This window comes from Stenotrophomonas sp. FW305-C-20-S1 (assembly GCF_058783335.1).
In genome coordinates this window covers 78,300-105,134 of record NZ_JBYTEK010000014.1, presented here as the reverse complement: position 1 = coordinate 105,134, position 26,835 = coordinate 78,300, and the positions used below count along the sequence as shown (strand labels likewise).

Here is a 26,835-nt window from a genome sequence, read left to right as displayed (position 1 = left end):
CCCCCCACAACCAACCCCCCCCCCCCCCAGATTCGCGTATAAGTCTCGTGGGCTCGGAGATGTGTATAAGACCCCCGCCCGGCACCACGAACACCAGCCACGCCAGCAGCGGGCCCAATGCCACCACCAGGCCGCTGTAGACCAGGAAGCGGCGGAACAGCGTTTCGCGTTCTTCCTTCGCGGCCGAGGCCACTACCAGTGCGCCGTTGGTCGAGAACGGACTGACATCGACGATGGTGGAGGACACCGCCAGCGCGCAGATCACGCCAGCGGCACTGAGATGACCCTGCATCAGGAATGGCACGGCCAGCGGAATGGTGGCGCCCAGCACCGCCGCCGACGAGGCGAATGCGGAGACGATGCCGCCCACGTAGCAGACCAGCAGCGCGCCCAGCAGCGGGATGCCGATGCTGGAGACGCCGTGGCCGATGAAGTCCACGGCACCGGCATGTTCCAGCACGCCGATGTAGGTAACCACGCCGCAGATCAGCAGCACGGTGGACCAGCTGATGCCGTCCACCGCACCCTTCTGGCTCTGCGGCGACAGCAGGGCCAGCACCACTGCAACGGTGATCGAAACCAGGCCGACGTTGAGGTTGTAGATCAGCGCGGCCACACCCAGGCCGAGCAGGCCGATCAGGGTGAACAAGCGCTCGCGGGTCAGGCCCACCGCATCCAGTGCCACCGGATCGTTGGACAGGGTGCCACCACCGGCTGCGACCAGCGCACCATGGCCTTCGATGGCGAACTGCCGCGACGAAGCCTGCGGGCCACCGGCCATCGCCAGCTCCGCGTTGCCCACCGTGCCCGCAGCAGTGATCGAACCGCGACGCAGCAGCGCGATGCCTCCGAAGGCGAAGAAGCAGATCGTGGCCATCATGAAGTTGAAGCCGAGGCTGGTCAGGAACACCGCCATTTCGGTGACTTCCAGCCCGGCCTTCTGCACCACGCCATTGGTGATGCTGCCGTACACGCTGATCGGCGAGAAGCCACCGGCCTGCGCGCCATGGATCACCAGCAGACCCATCATCAACGGATTGATGTTGTACTGCTTGGCAAAGCGCAGCGCGACCGGGCCGATGATCGCAACCGCGGCCGGGCCCAGCGCGCCGAAGGCGGTCAGCACGGCGGTGATCACGAACATCACCCACGGGATGGCCACGATATGGCCGCGTACCGCTTTCACCGCCCAGTGCACCAGCAGGTCGATGGTGCCGTTCTTCTGCGCGATCGCGAACAGGTAGGTGATGCCGACCAGGGTCAGGAACAGGTCGCCCGGGAAGCCGGCGAGAACCTCCTTGCCCCCCATGTCGACCCAGAGCCCGCCGACGATGAAGGCCAGTGCGAAGGCGACGGTGCCCATGTTGATCGGCATCGCGGTGGCGACGATGAACATGATCACCAGACCGATGATCGTTGCAATTTGTGGAGTCATGCGCCCTCCCAGACACCTGATTCGCGTGCTGCACGGATGGAAGCCCGCCATCCCGGGGTATGGCCTGTTACGTACTGCGCGTTACGTACTGCTCAAACCCGTTACTGCAGCCGCTGCAGCGCGCTGCGGACCCACGCCGCCGCGCCGTCCAGGCTCTGGAATTCCTCGATCGCGCGTACCTCGCAGCACGGATAGGCCGGCGCGATCATGCGTGCCAGTGCGTTGCCGGGGCCCAGCTGCAGGAACACCCGTGCGCCGCGCTCGAAGGCCTGGCGCATCACCTGTGCCCATTCGATGGTCTGTGTCAGCTGCGCGGACAGCGTGTGCACCACCGCTGCGGTGTCGCGCACCGGCCGTGCGTCGATGCCGGCCAGCAGCGGCAGGCGCGGCGCGTGCAACGTGGTGGCCTGCAGTGCGGCGGCGAACGGTGCGACCGCCGCCGACAGCAGTGGCGTATGCGCCGGCACATGTACCGGCAGCACGCGCACCTCGGCACCCTGTGCGTGCGCGGCAGCGGCCAGCGCACGCAGTGCCGGCAGCGTGCCGCCAACGATGAAATGATCTGTGCCGTTGGCAATCGCCACGTGCGTGCCGTGGATTTCGCACAATGTCTGCACCGTCTGTCGATCCAGCCCCAGCATCGCCTGCATTCCGGCATCGACCGGACTGACGGCGTCCATGAATCGTGCACGCTGCGCCGACAGGGACAGGCAGGTGGTCACGTCGAAACTATCGGCGATGGCATGTGCCGCCAGTTCGCCGATGCTGTACCCGGCCACCACGATCGGGTCCGGCACGGCGCCGCGCAGGGCATGCCAGTGCGCGATGCTGGCGGCGCACAGCAGCGGCTGCGCCTGTGCGTTGTCGAAGCGGTCGTCGGCGGCCGCGGCCGCGAACACATCGCGCCCCAGCGCGTCGCTCGCCGCATCCAGTACCGCGCGTGCAGCGGCCATGCCGCGCACATGGTCGAACATCGCCGGATGCTGCGCACCCTGTCCGGGGCAGAGCAGGGCCAGGCTCATGCGCCCTCCTGCTGCAGCAGGAACCAGGCGCAGGCCAGCAGATCGGCACTGCCACCCGGGCTGAGCCGACGCCTCACGAACGCATCGCCGATGGACTGCAGGCGCACGCGCCAGTCCGGCGCGAAGGCGCCACCGGCGGAAAGGAATGTGGCCGCTTGTTGTTGCGCCCAGCGCAGGCCCTCGGTACCGCCGCGATGCAGCAGGTTCAGATCGTCCACCTGTGCCACCAGCTGCATCAGCGTCTGGCACAACGCGGCGTCGCGCGGCAGGCCGCTGTCCAGCGCATGGCGCAGGGCAGGCAGGGCCAGCTCGCGCAGCACCGGGTAGCCGGCGGCAGCCTGTTCGCGTACGCCGCAGACCCCATGACGCGCACGTGCGCGCTGTCCCGGGCTGTGCGGGTCCAGCGGCGCAGCGATGAGTGCGTCATTCCACTGCTGAACCGCCAGGCACACCTGCGCGCCCGACACGGCATGGCCATGCAAGCGCCTGTGCTCAGCCGCGGCGGCCACCAGCAGGCCAAGGCTGAAGATCGCACCGCGATGGGTGTTGATGCCGGCGGTGGCGACCAGCATGGCCGCTTCAGCGGCAATACCGTGATCGCGCAGCACCGTGAAGGGGGCGCCGGCGGTACCGGCCCTGGCCACCGCCGTGAAGTAGTGGCGCAGGGCGAAAAGACTGCGCAGGAAGGTGCCGGCATCCATGTCGTCATGGCTGCCGCTGTCGAACGGTGTGACCAGGCCCGGCTTCGGGGCGCACGCCAGCTCGGCGTGCAGGCTGGCAATGGCCAGCCGTCCCAGGCGTGCGCTGTCGACCACCGCGTCGCGTGACGGCAACGGCTTCGGGGCGGCGATCATGCGATCGCCTCGCGCGTGGCGAACAGTGCATCACGCGCTTCCAATGCGGCTCCATCAAGGCGTTTCACCAGTACCTGGCGACTGCGGCCGGCAAGTTCGCGCCAGTTCACTGCGCCACCATCGGGCAGGCACAGCTCGCCATCAAGGCGATGCGGATGGCGGGTCTGCCATGCCAGCAACTGCGCGATCAGCGCCTCGGCCTGCGCGGCATCGGTCACCTGCCACAGCAGGTCGATGTCCGAACGCTCATGTACATAGGGCAGGGCGGTCAGCCATTGCCAGGCGAAGGCGCCGAACACACGGGCCGGCGCCAGTGCCTGCAGGTCGTGGAGTGATTCCTGCCACGGCTGTGGAACACCTGCGTCGCCTGCTGCCAGCAGTTCGCTCAACGCCGGCGGAGCGCGCATGTGCGCGACGTCGCACAGCGGTACGCGCAACGACAGGCGCTGCTTGCCTTCGGCCGGTGGCAACGGAACGCCCAATCGCAGGCGCGTATCGGCATCATCCGCGGCACGACGCGCCACCACTGCAGGGAAGCCCTGCGCGAACCAGGCGGCAAGACGCGGCTCGTGCGCGGGCAGGTCGGCCCGCCAATCGGCATCGGCCGACAGCCAGACCAGCGTGTGCCGGGCGGGCCGCTCAGGCATTGCCCTGGCTCACAGCAGTGGCTACCTGCGCAGCCAGCGTACGGCCACCCCGTTCGGCGCCCAGTGCAGCGCGATGGTCACCGTCGACGGCTGCACGCAGTGCTTCAAGCAGGTGATGCGCCAGATCGCCATCCCACAGCGATTGCACTGCGCCCATCGCCACGTAGTTCTCCACGCCCGGTGCGAACACCGGCGAGGTCAGGCTGAGCGCCTGCAGTTTTTCCAACGGTTGCTTGGTCACCCGTGCCATCGCGCGCAGATCCATCACCCGCACCTGCGCATCGGGCAGGGCATGGATGAGGTCGGCCATCAGCCCGAACGACAGGAAGCCGCCGCTGACCGATTCGCCGTAGACCAGCGTGACCAGGCGCGCGCCACGGCGGCGGGCCAGGTCCAGGGTCTGTGCGAGGTGGGCGAAGTAGCCGTTGATGCCCAGCAGCTCATCGCGGCGCGCCAGCCGCTGGCCGGCGGTATCGACCAGCATCACGATGGGACGCTGCGGATGAGCAGCGGTGCTGGCCAGCACGGTGTCGGCCAGCACCAGCGCGTGGTCCACACCGACTTCGATCCTGTCGGTGGTGCCGATCACCGTCACCTCACCGTCGTCGGTGGTCGCTGTGCCGGTCAGTACCGAATCGTTCACCGCGATCGTATGGCCACGCGGGAACAGTGCGTCCAGCAGCGAATTCAATGGCAGGCTCATGGCAGGCTCCGGTGCGCAGTGGCGGCAAGGAAGGCATCGGTTTCCAGCAGCGCCAGACGTTCCGGGTCGGCAATGCCTTGGCGTGCCCAGATCTGCAGGCCATCGTTGCAGTCGCCCCACGCCTGTACGCGCGCCTTCAACGCGGCGTGGCGTGCCTGCAGCGCTGCCAGTGCCGCGTCGGGGTCGGCGCTGGCGGTGTCGGGCTGCAGCGCATCCGAGGCGGCCTCGGCGAACGCGCTGATCGCATCGGGCACCAGCACCTGCGCCTGGTCGATCAGGTAGCGGTGCTTGCCACCGGTCACCCGCCACACCAATGCGCGGTCGCGCGAATCGAATTCCTCCACGCCGCGCACGGTCTCGATCACTTCGGGGCCGGACAGCGACAGCCGTCCTTCTTCGGACATGATCACCGTACTGCAGCAGCGGGCGACGATACCCATGCCGCCGAAGGCGCCGTTGCCACTGCCGATCAGTGCCACCACCGGTACCCCGGCAGCCCGCGCGCCGAGCGTGGCGCGCATGATTTCGGAAATGGCGATCAACCCGGCGTTGGCTTCATGCAGGCGCACACCGCCGGTATCGAGCAGCAGCAGCACGCCATCGGGATGGGTGTCCGCCGCGCGGCGCAGCAGGCCGGTCAACTTGGCGCCATGCACCTCACCCACGCCGCCGCCCATGAATTCACCCTGCTGTGCGGCTACCAGCACGTGCTTGCCGTGCAGGCGTCCCTCGCCGACGACGATGCCATCGTCGAACGCGGCCGGCTGGTCCAGCTGCGCCAGATGCGGGCTGATGGCGCGCTGGGCTGGGCCGAGAAATTCGCGGAACGATCCTGCATCAAGCAGCCCGGCGATGCGCGCGCGGGCATCGGCTTCGTAATAGCTGGTGCGCTGTGCGAGCGTCATGGCTGGCCTCCGGCAAGCAGGGTCTCGACGGCCTGGTCCAGGCGCAGGCTGACCACCGCCGGTGTAGCGCCGGCATCGTTGATCGACACGCGTACATCGCGCAGGGGATGACGCTGGGCGAAGTCGGCGATCACCGCCTGCCATACCGTGCCGAAGCCACGTGCAGCGGTGATGATGCGCACGGTCATCGCACCGTCCAGGTCGGCCGGTTCCAGCAGGATTTCCAGGTTGCCCGAGGCCAGTACGCCCACCAGCACCGCATCGGTGGGGAAGCGCACGGGCGTCGTGCCGGCGAATCGATAGTCGAGGGTTTCCATGGCGTGGCCCTTACCAGTTGCGGAAGCGCTTGGGCGGGTCGTACAGACCGCCGGACCAGCGCACCAGGTCTTTCACCGAACGCGCGGCAAGAAGATCGCGGCTGGCATCGCGCACGTTGATACCGAGATCGTCCGGGCGGCGGATCACTCCGCGGTCGCGCAGGTTTTCCACCATGGCGCGGTCGCGTCCCCTGCCCACGGCGGTATAGCCGGCCACGCCGCGGATCGCCTGCTCGCGTTCTTCCGGGCTGCGGCACAGCAGCAGGTTGGCGATGCCTTCCTCGGTCAGCACATGGCTGACGTCGTCGCCGTAGATCATCACCGGCGGCAGCGGCATGCTCGCGCGCTCGGCCAGGTCCCAGGCATCGAGGCGGTCGACGAAGGCCGGCGCCATGTGCTCGCGGAAGGTTTCCACCATCTGCACCACCAGTTTGCGCCCGCGTGGCATCTCGCCGGGCCGCGCGGCCTGCTGGCCCGCCTTGATCCAGGCGTCGCTGGCGTGGCGGCGGCCGCGTGCATCCGAACCCATGTTGGGTGCACCACCAAAGCCGGCGATGCGGTCGCGCGTTGCGGTGGAGCTGTTGCCCTGCAGGTCGATCTGCAGGGTGGAGCCGATGAACATGTCGCAGGCATACAGCCCTGCGGTCTGCGAGAACGCGCGGTTGGAGCGCATCGAACCATCGGCGCCGGTGAAGAACACATCACCGCGCGCGGCGATGTACTTCTCCATGCCGAGTTCCGACCCGAACGAGTGCACGGATTTGACGAAACCCGATTCGATGGCTGGAATCAGCGCCGGGTGCGGGTTGAGCGCCCAGTGCTGGCAGATCTTTCCCTTCAGCCCCAGCGACTCGGCGTAGGTCGGCAGCAGCAGTTCGATTGCTGCGGTATCGAAACCGATGCCATGGTTGAGCCGGTTCACCCCGTACTCGGCGTAGATGCCCTTGATCGCCATCATCGCCATCAGCACCTGGATCTCGGAGATCTGCGCCGGATCGCGGGTGAACAGCGGTTCGATATGGTTCGGGCGCGGCGCCTGCACCACGAAGTTGACCCAGTCGGCAGGAATATCGACGCGGGGGAGGGTGTCGACGATCTCGTTGACCTGGGCGATGACGATGCCGCCACCGAATGCGGTGGCCTCCACGATCACCGGCGTGTCTTCGGTGTTGGGGCCGGTGTAGAGATTGCCGTGGCGGTCGGCAGCCTGCGCCGCGACCAGTGCCACACGCGGAGTGAGGTCGATGAAGTAGCGGCCGAACAGTTCCAGGTAGGTGTGGATGGCACCGATCTGAATGCGCCCTTCAGCCACCAGGTTGGCCAGCCGCACCGACTGCGGCCCGGAGAAGGAGAAGTCCAGCCTGGAGGCGATGCCGCGTTCGAACACATCCAGGTGCGAAGGCAGCGACAGCACCGACTGCACCATGTGCAGGTCATGCACCCGTGCCGGGTCGAGGTCGGCCAGCGTCTGGGCGAGGAAGTCGGCCTGCTTCTGGTTGTTGCCTTCCAGGCAGACCTTGTCGCCCGGCTCCAGCAGCGCGTGCAGCAGCTCGGCGACATCGCCAGCCGCCACCTCGTGGCCCCTGGCCCATGGCGCGGCGCGTTCCAGCCGCGCCTGGCGGCCCCGCTCCAGCGTGTCCCAGCTCGGGTTCATCGACGGACTTCCGAATGGCGTTGGAATAATTACGCCATAATTACGGAGGGGTGTGCAACCCGCAGTGCAGCAAAGAAAAGGCCCGCGCGAAGGCGGGCCCATTCAGGTGGGCCACGACCGTGGGTCGTGGCGGAGCGTCAGAAGCGTGCCTACCAACGGTCGGCACCCACCCCCAGCAGTGGGGCCCCCCAACGGTCGGCACCCACCCCCAACAGTGGGCCCCCCCAATGGTCGGCACCCACCCCCAACAGTGGGCCCCCCCAATGGTCGGCACCCACCGTTCCCGGGTTGCTCAGAACTTCCAGCGCAGGCTGGCCGCCACGAAGCGCGGTTCGCCGTAGTTGTTGTAGTCCAGGTTGGCCCAGTAGGTCTTGTCCAGCGCGTTGCGCACGCTCAGCGTCGCCGTCCAGTTGTCGCTGATGCGGTAGTTGGCGTTGAACTGCACCAGCGCATACGCCGGCTGGTTCACCGTCACCGTGCCGCCGAGCGGGTAGGGGATGTTGTAGCCCTGCACCTTGCTCTGCCACTGCACGCCACCGCCGATGCTCAGGCGTTCCAGCGCGCCGCGCAGCTGCAGCTGGGTGTTGAGCTGCAGCAGGTCTTCGGCCGGATTGGCGTACAGCAGGTCGGTGGCCGCGCGGGTCACCTTGACGTGGGTATAGCCGGCATTGACCGTCCAGCCCGGCAGGATCTCGCCGTTGACGTCCACCTCCCAGCCGCGCGCCTTGGTGCCGTTGACGCCGATGTAGGCCGAGCTGCCGTCGCTGAGTGAGCCTTCCGGCACGCTCATGTCACGCACCGCGTAGTTGTCCTGCTTGGCTTCGAACACCGCCGCGTTGGCGGTCAGGCGACCGTCGAACCACTGCGTCTTCAGGCCCGCTTCCAGGTTGGAGCCCTGCACCGGCGCCAGCAGGTTCTCGTTGCGGTCCTTGTAGTTCTGCGGGTTGAAGATCTCGGTGTAGCTGGCATAGGCCGCCACGTTCGGGGTGATGTCGTACACCAGGCCCACGTACGGGGTGATTTCATCGCTCACCTTGTATGCGCCGCTGGTGGCGGTGTAGGCGCCGGCCGCGTTGTAGGCGCGGGTCTGGGTCTGCCAGCGGCTCAGGCGTGCGCCGGCGATCAGCGCCAGCGGATCAGCCAGGCGCAGGCGGGTGGCCAGGTAGAAGCCGCTCTGCGTGGTCTTGGCCACGCGGCGCGCGCCGGTGAGGGTGTAGGTCACTTCGGAGATGTCGCCATCCCAGGTGTGCACGTTGGGAATGTAGTAGCAGCGCTCGCTGCCGCAACGAGCCCAGTCACGCGGGTAGTTCAGCGCAAGGGTGTTGGTGGTGCCTTCCAGGTCGGCCCACTGCGCGCCCACGGTCACGTCGTGCTGCTGGCCCCACAGGTTGAAGGTGCCGGTCAGGTAGGCGTCGACGTTGCGGCGGGTGTCTTCCGAATCGCCGGCAGCGGTGCGCAGGTAGATGCCCGCGCCGGTCACCGGGTCGGGATTGCCGGTGCCGTACAGGCGCATGTTCTGCACGTTGCCACGCGTGTAGGCGGTGTTGATCTTCAGCAGCCAGTTGTCACCGAAGCGCTGCTCCAGGTTGGCGAACACCGTGCTGGTCTCGCGCTGCCAGTAGCTCCACTTCGGTGCCAGGTTGGTCGAGCGCGGCAGATGGGCGAAGTTGCCCTGGCTGTCGAAGAACGGCACGGTGCCCCAGGTCGAGCCCACCGGGTTGTTGTCCTGGGTCTGGTAGCCGACGGTCACCGTGGTGCTGTCGGTCACATCGCCTTCCAGCACGGCCATGCCGGCCATCTTGTTCTCTTTGTAGCGGTCGTAATAGAAATCACGATCGGTGTAGGCGGCGACCACGCGGCTGCGGAAGCGGCCGTCGGCGGTCAGTGGTGCGGTCACGTCCGCTTCCATGCGGCGGTAGTCCCAGCTGCCGGCGCTGACCGAGAACGAAGCGTCGAACTCCTTGCCCGGGCGCTTGCGCAGCAGGTTCACCGTGGCCGACGGCACACCCGCGCCGCTGAGCAGGCCGTTGGCGCCGCGGATCACTTCCACCCGGTCATAGAAGGCGGTGTCGTATTCCTGGTTGGTCGAGCCGCTGTAGGTCGGAATGCCATCCACCTGGAAATCGGTGATGGCAAAACCACGCGCGTAGTACAGCGGGCGCTGGGTGTCATAGAAGGACACGCTGACGCCGGTGACATTGCGCATCACGTCGTTGAGGCTGAACAACGATTCGTCCTGCAGGCGCTGCAGGCCGATCACCGTGGACGACTGCGGCGTTTCCTGCAGGGTGATGGGCAGGCGGGTAGTGCTCGATGGCGGCGCGGACTGCTCGGCGCGCACGCTCACCCGGTCCAGGGTCTTGGCGTCGGAGACATCGGCAGCGACCTCGGCCAGTGCCGACGGCACAACCAAGGTGAGGCAGGACAGCAGGGCAGCGGGCAGCAGCGCACGGCGGGGCAGGTGGTTGGAGAAACTCTGGGTCATGGCGGGCTCGAAGCGTGGAGGCGGGGAAGGGGCGGCAACAGTCGTCCAGCACCCGGGGCGGCGGCTTCGGGCACGTCAGGTCCATCTGGGAGGGGCGCGGTCACTGCGCAGGACGCAAATGTAAATAATTCTTAACAACATTACAATTCGCGTCATTGCGCAGGGGCTTTCAGGCGCGCAGCAAGCGTCAGGGCGGGGTCGGATCCCATTGCCGCAGGCACTGGGCTCTGACCCTGCGAGGGGTCTCCCGGAACGGAGCAGAGCCCTCCCGTGCGGGAGGGATCCGCCCCGTCGCCGCCCGCAAACGCAGACGGCCACCCGAAGGTGGCCGTCCGCATGCATCCGCCAAGCGCAGGCTTACAGCGCCTGCAGCTCTTCGTTGGCGTTGCGCTTTTCCTTGGCCGGGGCCGGCGCGGCCGTCGGTGCCAGTGCCGGCGTCGTACCTGCTTCCACCGGAACCTCCAGGTAGGGCAGGTGCAGGGTCTGGCTGGTCAACGTGCGGATCTCGTTGGTCAGCGCGGCACTCTCGTTGAGCTTGCGGCCGTACGACGGCACGATCTCGCGCAGGCGGGCTTCCCAACCGGCCTTCATCTGTTCCGGGAAGGCCTTGGCCATCAGGTCCAGCATGATCGGCGGCGAGGTCGAAGCGCCCGGCGAGGCACCCAGCAGCGCAGCGAGGGTGTGGTCCTTGTCGGTCACGATCTCGGTACCGAACTGCAGCACCGCGCCCTTCAGCGGATCACGCTTGATGATCTGCACGCGCTGGCCGGCGGTGACCAGCTTCCAGTCGCCCGGCTTGGCATTGGGGAAGTACTTGACCAGTTCGGCCTGGCGATCGGCATCGTTCAGGCGCGCCTGGCCCATCAGGTACTGCACCAGGTCCAGGTTGTCCTTGCCCACTTCCAGCATCGGGCCGACGTTGTTGTGGTTGACCGACGAATACAGGTCCCACCACGAGCCGTGCTTGAGGAACTTGGTGCTGTACAGCGCGAACGGCCCGAACAGGACCACCGGCTTGCCATCCAGCTTGCGCGCATCCAGGTGCGGCACCGACATCGGCGGCGAACCGGTCTCGGCCATGCCATAGGCCTTCACGCCGTGGCGCGAGGTCACGTCCTGGCCCTGGAAGGCGAGGAACTGGCCGCCCACCGGGAAGCCGGCGTAGTCCTTCGATTCCGGGATGCCCGACATCTGCAGCAGCTTCAGCGCCGCGCCACCGGCACCGATGAACACGAAGCGGGCGTGGGTGGTCGATTCGGTGCCGGCCTTGAGATCCTTCACCGTCACGTTCCAGCTCTTGTCCGCGTTCTGCCGCAGTGCGCTGACCTCGTGGTTGAGGTGCAGGCCGAAGTTCGGGCTGTGCTGCAGGCCGGCGGTCAGCTGGCGGGTAATGACGCCGAAGTTGACGTCGGTGCCCAGCGGCATCCACGTTGCGGCAACCTTCTGCTTCGGGTCGCGGCCTTCCATCAGCAGCGGTGCCCACTGCTTGATCTGCGCCGGGTCCTCGGAGTACTGCATGCCGTAGAACAGCGGGTTCTTCACCAGCGCCTGCTGGCGCTTGTGCAGGTAGGCGATGTTGTCATCGCCCCAGACGAAGCTCATGTGCGGGGTCGGGTTGATGAAGTCGCTGGGCTGGCTCAGCCGCCCTTCCTTCACCTGGTGCGACCAGAACTGGCGCGAGACTTCGAACGATTCGGCGATGCCGACCGCGCGCTTGGTTTCGATGCTGCCATCGGGCAGTTCCGGGGTGTAGTTCAGTTCGGCGAATGCCGAGTGGCCGGTGCCGGCGTTGTTCCAGCCGTCCGAGCTTTCACCGGCGACGCCGTCGAGGCGCTCGTAGACCTGGATGTTCCAGTCCGGCTGCAGTTCCTGCAGGTAGGTGGCCAGGGTGATGCTCATGATGCCGGCGCCGACCAGCACGACATCGACGGGCTTGTCGTTGTTCGCGGCGGGCACCGAGCGCTGGGTCAGCGGCCAGTACAGGAACAGCGCGGCCACCAGCAACAGCAGCACGAGCAGGGCGAGCAGGGCCTTGCCAAATTTCTTCATGGGGGCGGAATCGTCGGCGGGGAAGGGGGTCAGAATGCGCAAGAAACAGGGAAAGAGCGTGAAGAAACAACGCCTTGCAGCATTCCTGTGGCAATTTTAACCGCTTCCGGTCCGATTTTGATGCAACGCAGCATCCGACGGCTCGCGGCAGCCTCACCCGGTAGCGCCGGGCCACGCCCGGCGATGCCCTCGATCACGCCAGCTCAAGGATCTCGTCACCGGCCTCATCGATCTCGCCGGTCGCCTTCCAGCCCAGGTGCCGGTAGAAGCCATGGGAACGCGAGCGCGGGTCGGCCGAGCAGGCCAGGAACAGGCGGCTGTGGCCGGCATCGCGGCTCAGGCTGACCACCTCCTGCAGCAGTTGCCGGCCGATGCCACGCTTCTCGAATTCCGGCAGCAGCGCCAGCACCAGCACCTCGCCGCTTTCGCGGTCGGCAAAGCAGTAACCGGCCATCCGTTGGCCCTCCCAGGCGACGCGGCCAATCGAATCGCCATCGGCGATACCTGCGGCCCAGCTCTCTTCGGTGATGCCCAGCTCGGCCAGTTGCGCTGCACTGAAGGCGTTCTCGCGGGTACGCCCGCGCAGGTCGATGCAGGCGGCGGCGTCATCGGGACGGGCATTGCGGTAGTGGATCGTCATCTGGGAAACCTGCGGTCGAATGGAACCGGGCGATTCTGGCCGACGCCTATGGAGATTGGATGGAGACCGGCGGCGCTCCTCACTCACTGCCGATGGTGAAGTACTCCGCCGCGAAGTAGCCCAGTTGATAGGCCAGCGTCGCTGCGGCCAGCCCCAGTTGCGCGCGCGTGCTGCGCAGATGCCAGCCCAGCGCGGCGACGATGAGCATCAGCACCGTATGCAGGGGGTAGGCCTCGCCCAGCAGCCGCCATCGGCTTCCCCCTTTGATCGCGGTATCCACAAGATCCAGAAGGGTCAATATCGCGACCACCCCGAAGATCCAGCGTCGACGCTGCATCAGGTAGTTGCCGTAACTTCCGTACTCGCGCAGGTCTTCGGGAAACAGCAGCGCGCACAGCAGGAACCAGGTCGCGCAGTAGGTGATCACGAACAGATAGATTTCAAACGTCCAGCGGTGTACCTCAACCAGGCGGAATTCCCACCACCAGAAGGTCACCAGCGATACCAGCGTCCACACCACCCAGCACAGGTGCAGCGCCGAACAGCCACGCCGCTGCGGGTGTTCGATGATCTGCGCCAGCCCCTTCAGCAGGGTGGTGATGGACAGGCCGAGGATGATCCCCATCACCACGCGGATATGCAGGAATACCGGTTCGGTTTCCATCGGTCAGCCCCCTCGTCGGTTGCACCGATGCTTGCATGAAAAGGGGGCGGAGGGGATCAAGGCGTTTGTAGCACAAGCGACTTGATCCTCTCCGTCCCCTCTTCAGCGCCTGCGCTGCACCAGTGCCGAGGCGGCGTCCAGCACCGCCCGGGTCAGCAGGGCCATCGTCTGCACGTCGCCCTTCCAGTGCTGCCAGTACAGCGGCACGTCTTCCCACGCGCGCTGCCGCACGTAGACCAGGCGCCCGGCGTCCAGATGGCGCTTGACCAGCGGCAGCGGGTTCATCGTCCAGCCCAGCCCGCCCAGATTGGCCTGCACGAAGGCGCGGGTGGAAGGAATCCACCACGTCGGCGCGGTGCTGGGCAGGTCGGCGCCGGCCATGCGCCGGGCAAAGCGCGACTGCATGTCGTCCTTGCGGTTGAACACCAGCACCGGTGCCTGCGCCAGCGCCTGTGCGGTCACGCCCTTGGCGAAGTGCTGCTCGCGGAACTCCGGCGTACAGGTGGCGGCGTAGCGGATGCTGCCCAGCGCGTGGATCTGGCAGCCCTGCACCGGCTCGTCCAGGGTGGTCACGGCCCCCAGCACGGTGCCCTGGCGCAGCAGTTCGACGGTGTGGTCCTGGTCCTCCACCCGCAGGTCCAGGGTGGTGCCGGTGCCCTGCGCGAACTGCTGGGCGGCCTGTGGGAACCAGGTCTCCAGGCTGTCGTGGTTCACCGCTACGGGGATGCTGGCCTGCGGCAGGTCCTCGTCGGCCAGGCCCATCCGGTGCAGCGCGTCGTGCTCCAGCAGGGCGGTCTGCTCGGCCAGCTGCACCAGCAACTGGCCCTCGGCAGTCGCGGTCGCAGGCGTGCCGCGCTTGACCAGCAGGCGGCCGATGCGGTCTTCCAGTGCTTTGACCCGCTGCGAGATGGCCGAGGGGGTGACGTTGAGCGACTGCGCGGCACGGTCGAAGCTGCCTTCGCGGATCACCGCAGCCAGGGCCCGCAGCTGGGCATGGTCGATGCGCATGGCGATTAAGCTCCGCTAATGTTGGTTTAGTAAGTTTAGCTCGTCTTTTCTATGTTGCGGCGCGACAATGGCGCCCGTTCCGGTGCTGTCCGCCTTCGCGAGGCACCGCTCCCCCCAAGCAAGACAAGGTAGTGAATCCCATGTTCTCGGTCATCTCCGCCAGCACCGGCCTTGGTGCCTGGTTCAGTGGTGCGGCTACCGGCATCGGCCTGTTTGCCGTGGTCGGCGCCCAGAGCGCCTTCATCCTGCGCCAGGGCATCCTGCGCAAGCACATCGTGCCGGTGGTCGCCACCTGCGCGGCCATCGATGCAATCTTCATCTTCGCCAGCGTGGCCGGCCTGCGCACGCTCACCACCGCGCTGCCGTGGCTGACCACCGCCGTCCTCTGGACCGGTGTGGCCTTCCTGGCCTGGTATGCGATGAAGTCGGCACGCCGTGCGATCGCCGGTGGCGGTGGCATGGGCGAAGCCGACAGCGACGACGGCAGCCGTCGTGCGGTGCTGATGGCGGCGGTCGGCTTCTCGCTGATCAATCCGCACTTCTGGCTGGACATGATGGTGATCGGCTCCATCGCCGAGAACTTCGGCAATGCGCGCATGGCCTTCGCGGCCGGCGTGGTCACCGCCAGCTGCCTGTGGCTGACCGCGCAGGGCCTGGGCGCGCGCCTGCTTGCGCCGCTGTTCACCAAGCCCAGCACCTGGCGCGTGCTGGACGGCACCATCGCGGTGATCCTCAGCATCCTGGCCCTCACTCTGGCGGTGCGCGGGGTCCATTGACCCGGCGCACGCCCCCCGAACCCACGTCCTTACTCTCTCTCCAAGGTAGTGGCAACGACGGCACCGGCAACGGTGCCGTCGTTTTTTCTGCCCACTGGCGGCGCGGCCGCTTGCCTGCCTAGAATCGGCGAATCTGGACAGGGTGTCCGGGCAGGAAGGGGGAAGGATGCGCAGGATTGTGCTTGCCGCGCTGCTGTGCGCGGTGGTGGGCGGGACGTCGGCGGGTACCGGCGGGGTGGACCTGGACCGCTACCTGCGGCAGGAAGCATTCGCCGACATCAAGATTTCGCCGGGCGGCGAGTACGTGGCTGCCACGGTTCCGATCGAGGCGGGTACGGCGCTGGCGATCTACCGGATCGCCGACATGAAGATGGTCGGCACCTTCCGCCCACCCCGCAACAACCACGCCCATACCTTCGACTGGGTAAGCAATGAACGCCTGCTGGTGGGCATGGCGCAGAAGCTGGGTGTGCTGGATCGACCAGCGCCCACCGGCGAGCTGTTCGGCATCAACGCCAACGGCAAGGGGGGAGAACTGCTGGTCGGCTACCGCACCGCTGAAACCGGACTGGGCACCAACATCAAGGTCAAGCCTGCGGGAATGGTGGCGGCTTTCCTCACCGATGAGTTGAAGGACGACGATCGCAACGTGCTGGTGGCGGTCACTCCGTTCACCGACAACGCGGCCACCCAGATCGAACGCATGGACGTGAGCACCGGTCGCCGCAACGCGGTCGCGCGCGCGCCGATCGCGCAGGCCGCCTTCACTACCGACGCCCGGGGCGAAGTGCGCTTCGCTTACGGCGTCGGACCTGACCAGAAAAAGAAGCTGTATTACCGCGCCGGTGCCAGCAGCGAATGGATACTGCTGCACGATGAGGCCTTGAACCCGCGCAACGAAGCGGCCATCGGCTTCTCGGCCGACGGCCGCCTGGCCTATCTGCAGGTGGAGCAGGCCGAAGGCCCCGACGTGATCGTCAGCTGGGACCCGCAGAGCAACGAGCGGCGAACGGTTCTGCGTGATGAGATCGCCGACCCTGCACGCATCATCCACCGCCCCGGTACGCAGGTGCCGGTGGGCGCGCTGTTCATGGGCACTACCCCACGCACGCGCTTCTTCGATGAGACCTCGGAGGATGCCCGGCTTTATCGCAGCCTGGAAACCGCGCTGGGTGCTCCGGTATACATCACCTCCAGCACCCGCAACGGCAGCACTGTCCTGGTGGAATCCTGGTCGGGCCGCAATCCGGGTGATTTCTACCTGTATGACACGCTGGGCAAGCGCGCCCGGCACCTGATCAGCCGCAGCGACTGGATCGACCCGGCGCAGAGTGCCGACGTACGCGCCATCACCTTGCAGGCCCGCGACGGCCGCCCCCTGCATGGGTTTCTTACCGTGCCACCGGGGGTGCCGATGCGCGCGCTACCGATGGTGGTGGTGCCGCATGGCGGTCCGATCGGGGTCCTGGACGATGGCACGTACTCCACCGAGACGCAGATGCTGGCGGCCGCCGGCTATGCCGTGCTGCAGGTGAATTTCCGTGGCTCGGCCGGTTACGGGCGCGCACATGCGCAGGCTGCGCGCAAACAGTGGGGCGCGGCGATGCAGGATGATGTGACCGATGCCACGCGCTGGGCCATCGAGCAGGGAATTGCCGACCGTGAACGCATCTGCATCTATGGGGCCAGCTACGGCGCCTATGCGGCGCTGATGGGGACGGTGCGAGAGCCGGATCTTTACCGTTGTGCGGCAGGTTACGTTGGCATCTACGACCTGCCCTTGATGTATGCGCGCGGGGATATCCAGAGTGACGAATCCGGGTTGATCTACCTGCGCGAGTGGCTGGGACGGCCCAAGGATCTTGTCGAACGCTCGCCGGTCAACCTGGCCGCGCAGGTTGGCGTGCCGGTGCTGCTGGCCGCCGGCCGCGAAGACCAGCGCGCACCGGTGGTGCATACCGAGCGGATGGAGGCGGCATTGAAGCAGGCCGGAACGCCTGTGGAGGCCCTGTACTACAAGAACGAAGGGCATGGGCTGTACAACCTGGCCAACCAGCGCGACTACTACGGCCACCTGCTGGCGTTCCTGTCGCGCAGCCTGGGCGGAGCAACGGCGCAGGTGACGGCCGCTGGCAATGCGGAGAAGGCGCCCTGAGTCCGGCGATGGCGGCCTCGCCACTGGCGGAGCCATCGCGGGCCTGCCTAGAATCGGCGAATCTGGACAGGGTGTCCGGGCAGGGAGGGGGAAGGATGCGAAGGACTGTACTTGCCGCGCTGTTGTGCGCGGTGGTGGGCGGGACGTCGGCGGGTACCGGCGGGGTGGACCTGGAGAAGTACCTGAAACCGGAGTCGTTTTCGAACGTCAAGCTCTCGCCCGGCGGCGACTACGTTGCCGGCACCGTACCGCTGGATGATTCCACCGCGCTGGTCATCCTGCGCACGTCCGACCGCAAGCCTGCCGGCGTGTTCCGCCCGCAGGACAAGAACCACGCCAACACCTTTGAATGGGTGAGCAACGAGCGCCTGCTGGTCGGCCTGGCCGAGAAGCTTGGAGTACTCGATACGCCGCAGCCCACCGGTGAACTGTACGGGGTCAACGTCGATGGCGAGGGCGGGGAACTGCTGGTCGGCTACCGCGTGCAGGGGCGCGGGTTGGGCACGCGCATCCAGCCGAAGAAGGTGGAGGACGTCGCGGCCTTCCTCACCGACGAACTGGCGGGCGACGACCGCAATGTGCTGATCGCGGTATGGCCCTTCGCCGAGGACCCCTACACCCGGGTCGAGCGGCTTGACGTGGTCAGTGGGCGTCGCGTGCGCGTTTCCGGTTCACCCGTGCAGCGTGCCGATTTCACTACCGATCATCAGGGTGAAGTGCGCTTCGCCCACGGCGCAGCGTCGGACAACGTCAACAAGCTCTACTACCGCGCCGGGACCAATGCGCAGTGGTCGCTGGTCAATGACGAGTCGCTGAGCCACCGGATAGAAACCGCAATCGGCTTCTCCGAAGATGGCGCGCTGGCCTATCTGCAGGTCGAGCAGCCCACCGGGCCCGATGCCATCGTCAGCTGGAACCCGCAGACCGGCCAACGGCGCGAGGTGCTGCGCGATGGCGTGGTCGATCCCTACGCGATCATCTTCCGCCCGGGCACCCGCGTGCCGGTGGGCGCGCTGTTTGCCGGCGATGCACCGCGTACGCGGTTCTTCGATGAGAAGGGCGCCGACGCCCGTCAGTACCGCAGCCTTGAAGCGGCGTTCGGCGGCCCGGTGTTCATCACCTCCAGTACCCGTGATGGCGGCAAGGTGGTGGTGCAGACGTGGTCGGGCAGCAATCCCGGGGATTTCTACCTGTTCGACACCCGCGCGAAGGCCGCCGAGCATCTGCTCAGCCGCAGCGAATGGATCGACCCGAAACTGGCCGCCACCGTGCGTCCGTTCTCGCTGAAGGCGCGCGACGGACTGACGCTGCACGGCTTCCTGACCCTGCCGCCGGGCAGCGAAGGGCGCAATCTGCCGTTGGTGGTGCTGCCGCACGGTGGCCCCATCGGCGTATTCGATGAGGGCAGCTACAGCAACGAGCCGCAGATGCTGGCAGCAGCAGGGTATGCCGTGTTGCAGGTCAACTTCCGTGGTTCGGCCAACTATGGCCGCGCGTTCACCCAGGCGGGTGCGAAGCAGTGGGGCGCGGCCATGCAGGACGATGTGACCGACGCCACCCGCTGGGCCATCGCAGAGGGCATCGCCGACAGCAACCGCATCTGCATCTATGGGGCCAGCTACGGTGCGTATGCCGCGATGATGGGGCCGATTCGCGAACCCGGACTGTACCAGTGCGCGGCCGGCTACGTCGGTGTGTACGACCTGCCGCTGATGTTCAGTGGTGAGGCACAGTTGAGCGATTCGGCCATGGCCTGGCAGCGCGAATGGGTAGGCGATCCGAAGACCCTGGGAGCCCGTTCGCCGGTGAACCTGGCCGCGCAGCTGAAAGTGCCGGTGTTCCTGGCCGCTGGCGGCGAAGACACGCGTGCGCCGATCAAGCACACCGAGCGCATGGAGGCAGCGCTGAAGGCGGCCGGCTCACCGGTGGAGAGCCTGTACTACCGCACCGAAGGGCACGGTTTCCACCGGCCTGAGCACCAGCACGAGTACTACAGCAGGCTGCTGGCCTTCCTGTCACGCAGCCTGGGCGGCAGCACCGCCAGCACCAGCGCGAGCGCAGGCGCCGACAAGGCGCCGTAAGGCAGGCGAGCCGCGGACCCGGTGCCGGGCAGGGGGATGCCCGGCTTCAAGGAGAACGTCATGAAGCATGCAACGGTGCTGGCTGCATTGATGGCCATCTGCGGCGTGGGTGGGGTTGAGGCTGCGGAGGTTTCGCTGGACGGCTACGTGCGCCGCGCGGAGTTCAATGACATCCAGCTCTCGCCCACCGGCGAGTACCTGGCCATGACCTTGCCGCTGGACGGCGCAACTGCCGTGGCGGTGCTGCGTACCGACACGATGGAACTGGTCGGCAATTTCCGGCCGCCACGCAACAATCATGCCGCCGAGGTCGACTGGGTGAGTGACACCCGCCTGCTCATCGGCCTGGCCGAGAAATGGGGGCCACTGGACCAGCCACGGCCGACCGGCGAACTGTATGCCATCGATGCCAATGGCAAGCGCGGTGATCTGCTGGTCGGTTACCGTGCGCGTCCGGACGAGCCCGGCTTCGTGACCGGACGGGTGGCCGAGCAGGTCGCTGCATTCCTGGCCGATCCGCTGGCTGCCGACGAGCGCAACGTGTTGATCTCGCTGTGGCCATTTGCCAACGACACCAATACGCGGTTGGAACGGATGGATGTCATCACCGGGCGCCGCGTCCTGGTCTCGCGCTCGCCGGTGCAGCGCGCAACGTTCACCACCGACAATCAAGGCGAACTGCGCTTCGCCCACGGTGCCGCCGCCGACAACGTCAACAAGCTCTACTATCGCCAGGACCGCGATCAGTGGACCCTGGTCAACGACGAAGGCAGCAGCCATCGCATCGAACGCCCGATCGGCTTCTCCGCCGACAACCGGCTGGCCTACCTGGTGGTGGAGCAGGCCCGCGGCCCCGATACGGTGGTCAGCTGGGATCCGGTCAGCGGAGAACGGCGTACGCTGCTGCAGGACGACACCGTCGACCCCACCCGCGTGGTCTACCAGCCCGGCACGCGCGTGCCGGTGGGTATCCAGTTCGTCGGCGCCGTCACGCGCACCGCCTTCTTCGATGAGCAGTCGCCGACCGCCAGCACCCAGCGCCGGCTTGAAAAGGCGTTTCCCGGGCAGGTCGTGAGCCTGCTCACCGGCACCCGCGACAACGCGCGCCTGCTGGTGAAGGTGAGCTCTGCAACCAATCCCGGCGACTATTTCCTGTACACCACTGCCACCCGCAACGCCGCGTTCCTCACCAGCCGCCATCGCTGGTTTGATCGTGACGGCGGTGCCAGCGTTCGCCCGGTCACCCTGGCTGCACGGGACGGCCTGCCGCTGCATGGCTTCCTGACCCTGCCCAGGGGCAGTGATGGCCACAACCTGCCGATGGTGGTGGTCCCGCATGGTGGCCCGATCGGCGTGTTCGATGATGGTGGTTTCGAGCGCGAGAACCAGTTGCTGGCCGACGCCGGCTACGCGGTGCTGCAGGTCAACTTCCGCGGCTCGGGCAACTACGGCCGTGCACATACCCAGGCCGCTGCCCGGCAATGGGGCCGCGCGATGCAGGACGATGTGACCGACGCCACCCGCTGGGCGATCAGCCAAGGCATCGCCGACAGCGCACGCATCTGCATCTACGGTGCCAGCTACGGTGCGTACTCGGCCATGATGGGCGCTGTGCGCGAGCCGGGGCTGTACCGCTGCGCGGCAGGCTATGTGGGGGTGTACGACCTGCCGTTGATGTTCAAACGCGGCGACATCCAGGATCGCGCCTCCGGCGTGACCTATCTGCAGGAGTGGCTGGGTGATCCAGCCACGCTGGCGGCAGTGTCGCCGGTGAATCTTGCGGCGAGCATCAAGGTGCCCGTGCTGCTGGCCGCTGGTCGCGAAGATCTGCGCGCCCCGGTGCAGCACACCGAACGCATGGAAGCGGCATTGAAACAGGCCGGCGTGCCCGTGGAAGCGCTGTATTACCCGCGCGAGGGCCATGGCCTGTACGCCGAGGCCAACCAGCGCGACTACTACAGCCGATTGCTTGCCTTCCTGTCACGCAGCCTTGGCGGTAGCACGGCTGCCGCCGCGACGTCTTCCGACAAGGGCAAGGCGCCCTGAAACAGACGCGGCGGCGACCGACGTGGTGGCCGCCGCGGCATCCTGCCGCCGGGCGTTATTTCACCCCATGCATCATCCGCTTCAACAGCGGCGCAGCGATGAAGGCCAGCAACGCGCAGCCCAGGCCGATCCACATCAGCAGCCAGAACAGGTGCGCATAGGCACCGGCCGCAGCGGCCATGTCCAGCGTTTCGCCTTCAGGTACGTCGATCGCCGCCAGCTTGCCGAACAGCGCGGCCAGCGTTTCGGAGAAGGCCGTCGCCAGGAACCAGGTGCCCATCATCAGGCTCATCACCCGTGGCACCGCCAGCTGGGTGACCGCCGACAGGCCGACCGGCGACAGGCACATCTCGCCGCTGGCCAGCAGGAAGTAGGCCAGCACCAGCCACCAGACGCTGGCCATCTCGCCGGTGGCACCAACGTGCTGCGCGGCCAGCGCCAGCGGTACGAACGACAACGCGCCGATCACCAGGCCCCAGGCCGACTTCACCGGCTTGCCCGGTTCCCAGCCGCGGCGGTCCATCCAGGTCCACAACGCGGCGAAGGCCGGCGCCAGCAGCACCAGGAACAGGCCGCCGAGGTAGGTCAGCGAACCGGCGGTCTGCGGAATCACCAGGCAGTCGCGCACCAGCAGCACCAGCATCAATGCGACGATGGCGATGAAGAACGTGCGCGGCGCGGACGAGCCGGGGCGACGCTCGGACAGGCGCGCGCTGACCACGAAGCCCAGCGGTGCCAGCAGCAGCGAGAGGATCGACCACGGAAGCGGTGAGCCTTCGCGGATCACCAGCGCCGGCACGATGTCCTTGGTCAGCAGGCGGTCGGTGAAGGTCACCCACGAACCATACGACTGCTCGTACATCGTGAAGAACACCAGCGCCATGAAGATCAGCACCATCAGCGCGACCATCTGCTGGCGCTGCACCGGCGTGCACTGGGTCCCGGTGAACCACGCGAACCAGACCAGCACGCCGCCCAGCACCACCAGCATCAGCATCAGTGCCAGGCTGATTTCACCGCCAAGCGCGAAGGCACCGTTGCCGGCCGCCCACATCAGCCAGGCCACCGGCAGCACGCCGATCACCGCGCACAGGTAGATCAGCCATTCGCGCGGCAGGCCCAGCACCTTCTGCTTCAAGGTCGCCGGTTGCGGCGGCTCGGCGTGGCCCTGCAGGTATTTCTGGCCCCACAGGAACATCGCCAGGCCGGCCAGCATGCCGATGCCGGCCGCACCGAAGCCGTACTTCCAGCCGTAGACCTCGCCCAGGAAACCGCACACCAGCGAAGAGAACAGGGCGCCCAGGTTGATGCCGGCATAGAACAGCGAGAAGCCCGAATCGCGGCGTGGATCGTCCTGCGGGTAGAGCTTGCCGACGATGGTGGAGATGTTCGGCTTGAGGAAGCCGACGCCCATGATGATCAGCGCCAGCGACAGGTAGGTCACGGCCAATGCCGAGGTGTCGCGCACTACTTCGCCATTGACCCGGTATGCAGCGTGGCCCTCGAAGGCCATGCCGAGGTGGCCGAGCACCAGCAGGATGCCGCCAAACAGCACCGCCCGGCGCATGCCCAGCCAGCGGTCGGCCAACATGCCGCCGAACACCGGGATGCAGTACACCAGCCCGCCGTAGGCGCCGAGCAGGTCCAGCCCAGCCTTGTCGCCGAACAGGTGGTACTTGGTGAGGTACAGCAGCAGCAGCGCCTTCATGCCGTAGAAGGAGAAGCGCTCCCACATTTCGGTGAAGAAGCAGACGTAGACGCCCTTGGGATGGCCGAGGAAGTCGTCGGAAGCGATAGCAGTGGAATTCATCGCGGAATTATAGGCGTGCGCTGCAGGCGCGCGCCGGGCCATGCCCGGCGGTCCTGCGCAACGCCGGGCATGGCCCGGCGCTACCGTTCACAGGTACCGCAGCCAGGCCAGGTCGCGTCGGCGCGCCTTGAACCGCGCGAACGCCCGCGTCGGCGGGTACAGCACCACCGCCAATGCACAGGCCACCAGCAGCAGGCCGGCCACCGAGTCCAGTGCATACAGGCAACCGTGGGTCGGGCCCCAGGCCTTCAGGGCCGCCAGGTACAGCAGCTTCAGCACGTACAGGTGCAGCAGATAGAAGAACATCGGCGCTGCGCCGATATCGGCCAGCGGCTGCAGCGCACGCGCCAGCGGCTGCCACTCGTACAGCCGCAACAGCAGCAGGCCCATGCCCAGGGTCAGCAGCAGGAACTGCAGCGAGGGCGGGTACTTGGTGATGTTGAACACGCTCATCCACGTGCGCAGCGTGCTCTGCTGGTACTGCCACGGCGTGTCGCCATAGCCGTTGGCGAAGCGCAGCAGGGCGAAGGCGGCCAGTGCGCCCAGCCCGGACCACAGCAACCGCTGCCGGCGCTGCTGCGGGTCGCTGCCGGCAGCGAACCACGGCGCCATCAGGTAGCCCAGCGCGATCACCCCGATCCACGGCAGCACGGGATAGGAGGTACGCAGGCTCAAAGGCCCAGCCTCGATCCAGTCGCGCTGGTGCAGCACCTTCCACAGCACTGCGAGGGCGCCGTCGCCCTGCACCCGTACGCCGTCCAGCAGGTTGTGGCCGACCACCAGCGTCACCGCCAGAACGGCCAGCAGCGGCCGCGGCAGCCACAGCAGGCCGGCCAGCGCGATCATGCTCAGGCCGATCGCCCATATCACCTGCAGGTACACCGTCTCCGGCGGCCACTGGAAGGTCCAGGCGACGTTGACCAGGGTCAGTTCCAGCACCACCAGGAACAGGCCGCGCTTGAGCAGGAAAGCCGCAATGGCACGGCGCGGATCGGCATGGCGCTGGCCGTACAGCCAGGCCGACAGGCCGGTCAGCAGCACGAACACTGGCGCGCACAGGTGGGCCAGCAGGCGGCACGCGAACAGGGCAGGGGACACCGTCGCCGCGTCCATCGGATCGCTGACCTGATGCTGCAGGAAGAACGTCTCGCGCACGTGGTCGAGCAGCATCAGCAGCATCACGGTGCCGCGCAGCTGGTCGATGGAGGCCAGCCGGGAGGAGGGGAAGGAGGACATGCGGTGGGTGGGTACAGGTCAACCGAAAGTTATAACATATCGTTTGCGGAGTGCCCACTCGGGCTTTGCCGCATTAGTTGGCTGGGGGTGCCGCTGCGGGCCCGTGCCTGTTCCAGCTGCAACCCCCATCCTTTGGCACGCTGGACTTGCTGCCCCCTGAACGCTAGCGTGACAGGGATTTTTTGCCAGCAGGGGCTTTCATGAACCATGACGCTGCGCCCAAGCAGCTCACTTTCCGCGCGGTGGTCCTGGCCATCGTGCTGGCGGTGGTGCTGTCGGCCGCAAACGCCTACCTCGGTCTGTTCGCAGGCCTGACCATCGCCACCGCGATTCCCGCCGCGGTCATTTCCATGGGCGTGCTGCGCCTGTTGGGTGGCGGTTCGATCCTTGAGAACAACATCGTGCAGACCGGCGCCTCGGCCGGTTCGTCGATCGCCGCCGGTGTGATCTTCACCATCCCCGCGCTGGTGATCATGGGCTACTGGCCGGACTTCAAGTACTGGTGGGTGCTGGGCATCGCCGGTCTCGGTGGCCTGCTGGGCGTGCTGTTCTCGGTGCCGCTGCGCCGTTCGATGATCGTCGAAGATCCGCTTCCGTTCCCGGAAGGCAAGGCTGCGGCCGAAGTGCTGAAGGCCGGTGAGAACCCCGGCCCGGGCCTGAAGATCCTCGGCCTGTCGGCGGTGATCGGTGCGTTCGTGAAGCTGGCCGCGGAAAGCGGCATGCGCCTGATCCCGGACGCCTGGGCCACCTCGGCCTATGTCGGCAGCTCCAAGGTCACCGCCTTCATCGGCACCAACCTGTCGCCCGCACTGCTGGGCGTGGGGTACATCGTCGGCCTCAACGTCGGCATCGTGGTGGTGTCCGGCTCGATCCTGACCTGGCACATCGCCATCCCGATCTACCAGGCGTTCTTCATGAACACCGATCCGGCGCTGGCCGCCTCGATCGCCACCGCCTCGTCCACCGAAGCGGCGTTCGCCATCTGGGGCGCGAAGATGCGCTACCTCGGTGTCGGCGCGATGCTGATCGGTGGCATCTGGACCCTGATCTCGCTGCGCAAGTCGCTGCTCAACGGCGTCAAGAGTGGCTTTGCAGCCGCGCGCAAGAGCGGTGGCCCGGTGCTGGCGCACACCGAGCGCGACCTGCCGATGAAGTGGATGCTGGTGGCGCTGGTGGTGTTCACCCTGCCGCTGCTGGCGCTGTACCAGGCCATCGTCGGCCAGTGGCACGTGTCGATCCCGATGACCCTCATCATGATCGTCGCCGGCTTCCTGTTCGTTTCGGTGTCGGCCTACCTGGCCGGCCTGATCGGTTCGTCCAACAACCCGGTCTCGGGCATCACCATCTCCACCATCCTGTTCGCTTCGGCGGTGCTGGTGCTGCTGCTGGGCAAGGATGGCCTGCAGCCGGTCGGTGCCTTCGGTGCGCCGCTGGGTGCGGTGGCCGCGATCATGATCGGCGCGGTGGTGTGCTGTGCCGCCGCCGTCGGTGGCGACAACCTGCAGGACCTCAAGGCCGGCTACATCGTCGGTGCCACCCCGTGGAAGCAGCAGCTGATGCTGGGCATCGGCGCGTTCTCGTGCGCGCTGATCATGGCCCCGGTACTGAACCTGCTGGCCACCGCCTACGGCATCGGCGTCAAGTCCGAGCTGCACCCGAATGCGCTGGCCGCACCGCAGGCCAACCTGATGGCGTCGGTGGCCAAGGGCCTGTTCGGTGGCGAGCTGCCGTGGACCTTCATCGGCATCGGTGCCGTGGTCGGTGCCGCCATCATCGCGTTCGACAGCTGGCTGAAGTCGCGCAACTCGCGTTTCCGCGTGCCGGTGCTGGCCGCGGCGATCGGCATCTACCTGCCGCTGGAATTGATGGTGCCGATCTTCCTCGGTGGCCTGATCTCCTACCTGGTCGAGCGCTTCCACAAGGTGCGCGCCGATGACGAAGAGGGCCGCGACCGCGTGCACAAGCCGGGCGTGCTGTTCGCTGCCGGCCTGATCACCGGCGAGGCGCTGATGGGTATCGCCATCGCCGTGCCGATCGTGGTCAGCAGCCGTGCCGACGTGCTGGCCGTGCCGTTCCACCTGCCGGCCGCGCAGTGGATCGGCCTGGCCGTGCTGTTCCTGGTCGGCTGGCTGATCTACCGCACCGGCAAGCGCGCCGTGGCATGACGCCCACGGGGTCGGATCCCTTCCCGCAGGGAAGGGCTCTGACCCCATGCTGGCAGCGTCTGGGGTCAGAGCCGATTCCCATGGAATCGGATCCGACCCCGACCTCCGACAAACCGCGCTACGGCGCGGTTTGCTTTTTCTGGCGGCAGCTCAGCCACGGCCATGACCGATGGCCTTGGCAGG

General features: G+C 67.0%; 20 protein-coding genes. 5 read left to right on the top strand and 15 right to left on the bottom strand.

The window, feature by feature from the left end; all coding sequences use genetic code 11:
- From AC3WTC_RS10085 to AC3WTC_RS10025, 13 genes are all read right to left on the bottom strand, one after another.
- A partial coding sequence (locus AC3WTC_RS10085; RefSeq protein ID WP_492711360.1) for an SLC13 family permease occupies positions 1-1,435 on the bottom strand: 1,435 nt, incomplete at its 3' end.
- A 101-nt stretch (positions 1,436-1,536) separates the two neighbouring features.
- Positions 1,537-2,457: a malonate decarboxylase subunit epsilon gene (mdcH, locus tag AC3WTC_RS10080; protein WP_354275433.1), complete on the bottom strand. Its 921-nt coding sequence runs from the start codon at positions 2,455-2,457 to the stop codon at positions 1,537-1,539.
- A complete protein-coding gene (mdcB, locus tag AC3WTC_RS10075) occupies positions 2,454-3,311 on the bottom strand; it encodes a triphosphoribosyl-dephospho-CoA synthase MdcB (RefSeq protein WP_492711359.1) in 858 nt (285 codons plus the stop codon). The genes mdcH and mdcB overlap by 4 nt, the downstream gene beginning before the upstream one ends.
- Positions 3,308-3,958, bottom strand: coding sequence for a malonate decarboxylase holo-[acyl-carrier-protein] synthase (gene mdcG / locus AC3WTC_RS10070; RefSeq protein ID WP_099783206.1), 651 nt, complete (start codon positions 3,956-3,958; stop codon positions 3,308-3,310). Before mdcG ends, mdcB begins: the two co-directional genes overlap by 4 nt.
- The gene (gene mdcE, locus AC3WTC_RS10065) at positions 3,951-4,655 is read right to left on the bottom strand and encodes a biotin-independent malonate decarboxylase subunit gamma (protein ID WP_100436585.1); all 705 of its coding nucleotides are present in this window, start codon (positions 4,653-4,655) and stop codon (positions 3,951-3,953) included. The genes mdcG and mdcE overlap by 8 nt, the downstream gene beginning before the upstream one ends.
- Positions 4,656-4,657: 2 nt before the next feature.
- Positions 4,658-5,566, bottom strand: coding sequence for a biotin-independent malonate decarboxylase subunit beta (locus AC3WTC_RS10060; protein WP_033830606.1), 909 nt, complete (start codon positions 5,564-5,566; stop codon positions 4,658-4,660).
- Positions 5,563-5,883 carry a malonate decarboxylase acyl carrier protein gene (gene mdcC, locus AC3WTC_RS10055; RefSeq protein WP_032975933.1) on the bottom strand — a complete coding sequence of 107 codons (321 nt, stop codon included), beginning with the start codon at positions 5,881-5,883 and terminating at the stop codon, positions 5,563-5,565. Before mdcC ends, AC3WTC_RS10060 begins: the two co-directional genes overlap by 4 nt.
- A 10-nt stretch (positions 5,884-5,893) precedes the next feature.
- Positions 5,894-7,537: a malonate decarboxylase subunit alpha gene (gene mdcA / locus AC3WTC_RS10050; protein ID WP_025873895.1), complete on the bottom strand. Its 1,644-nt coding sequence runs from the start codon at positions 7,535-7,537 to the stop codon at positions 5,894-5,896.
- A gap of 292 nt (positions 7,538-7,829) precedes the next feature.
- On the bottom strand, positions 7,830-10,022 hold the full coding sequence (locus AC3WTC_RS10045; protein WP_492711358.1) for a TonB-dependent siderophore receptor: 2,193 nt from the start codon (positions 10,020-10,022) through the stop codon (positions 7,830-7,832).
- A 357-nt stretch (positions 10,023-10,379) separates the two neighbouring features.
- Positions 10,380-12,071, bottom strand: a complete 1,692-nt coding sequence (gene mqo, locus AC3WTC_RS10040; protein WP_025873893.1) for a malate dehydrogenase (quinone) — start codon at positions 12,069-12,071, stop codon at positions 10,380-10,382.
- Between the two features lie 193 nt (positions 12,072-12,264).
- Entirely contained in the window at positions 12,265-12,711 is a 447-nt protein-coding gene (locus tag AC3WTC_RS10035; protein ID WP_492711357.1) for a GNAT family N-acetyltransferase, read from the bottom strand.
- 79 nt (positions 12,712-12,790) lie between these two features.
- On the bottom strand, positions 12,791-13,375 hold the full coding sequence (locus AC3WTC_RS10030; protein WP_025873891.1) for a hypothetical protein: 585 nt from the start codon (positions 13,373-13,375) through the stop codon (positions 12,791-12,793).
- 102 nt (positions 13,376-13,477) lie between these two features.
- A complete protein-coding gene (locus tag AC3WTC_RS10025) occupies positions 13,478-14,383 on the bottom strand; it encodes a LysR family transcriptional regulator ArgP (protein ID WP_025873890.1) in 906 nt (301 codons plus the stop codon).
- 140 nt (positions 14,384-14,523) lie between these two features.
- Between AC3WTC_RS10025 and AC3WTC_RS10020 the strand changes: the two genes are divergently transcribed.
- The 4 genes from AC3WTC_RS10020 to AC3WTC_RS10005 all read left to right on the top strand — a co-directional run bounded on the left by AC3WTC_RS10020 (position 14,524) and on the right by AC3WTC_RS10005 (position 21,441).
- Complete coding sequence (locus AC3WTC_RS10020; RefSeq protein ID WP_025873889.1) at positions 14,524-15,159, top strand: LysE/ArgO family amino acid transporter; 636 nt, start codon at positions 14,524-14,526, stop codon at positions 15,157-15,159.
- 166 nt (positions 15,160-15,325) lie between these two features.
- Positions 15,326-17,314 carry an alpha/beta hydrolase family protein gene (locus AC3WTC_RS10015; protein WP_492711356.1) on the top strand — a complete coding sequence of 663 codons (1,989 nt, stop codon included), beginning with the start codon at positions 15,326-15,328 and terminating at the stop codon, positions 17,312-17,314.
- A 95-nt stretch (positions 17,315-17,409) separates the two neighbouring features.
- A complete protein-coding gene (locus tag AC3WTC_RS10010; RefSeq protein ID WP_492711355.1) occupies positions 17,410-19,395 on the top strand; it encodes an alpha/beta hydrolase family protein in 1,986 nt (661 codons plus the stop codon).
- Positions 19,396-19,455: 60 nt separating this feature from the next.
- Entirely contained in the window at positions 19,456-21,441 is a 1,986-nt protein-coding gene (locus tag AC3WTC_RS10005; RefSeq protein ID WP_223484875.1) for an alpha/beta hydrolase family protein, read from the top strand.
- A gap of 55 nt (positions 21,442-21,496) precedes the next feature.
- Here the strand turns inward: AC3WTC_RS10005 and AC3WTC_RS10000 are convergent, their stop codons facing one another.
- Together AC3WTC_RS10000 and AC3WTC_RS09995 are read right to left on the bottom strand one after the other, a co-directional pair.
- Positions 21,497-23,251, bottom strand: coding sequence for a peptide MFS transporter (locus AC3WTC_RS10000; RefSeq protein ID WP_033830614.1), 1,755 nt, complete (start codon positions 23,249-23,251; stop codon positions 21,497-21,499).
- A gap of 87 nt (positions 23,252-23,338) precedes the next feature.
- Positions 23,339-24,487, bottom strand: a complete 1,149-nt coding sequence (locus AC3WTC_RS09995; RefSeq protein WP_492711354.1) for an acetyltransferase domain-containing protein — start codon at positions 24,485-24,487, stop codon at positions 23,339-23,341.
- A 200-nt stretch (positions 24,488-24,687) separates the two neighbouring features.
- On the opposite strand from AC3WTC_RS09995, the gene AC3WTC_RS09990 reads away from it, so the two are divergent.
- Positions 24,688-26,652 carry an OPT family oligopeptide transporter gene (locus AC3WTC_RS09990; protein WP_025873881.1) on the top strand — a complete coding sequence of 655 codons (1,965 nt, stop codon included), beginning with the start codon at positions 24,688-24,690 and terminating at the stop codon, positions 26,650-26,652.
- Positions 26,653-26,835 lie beyond the last annotated feature (183 nt).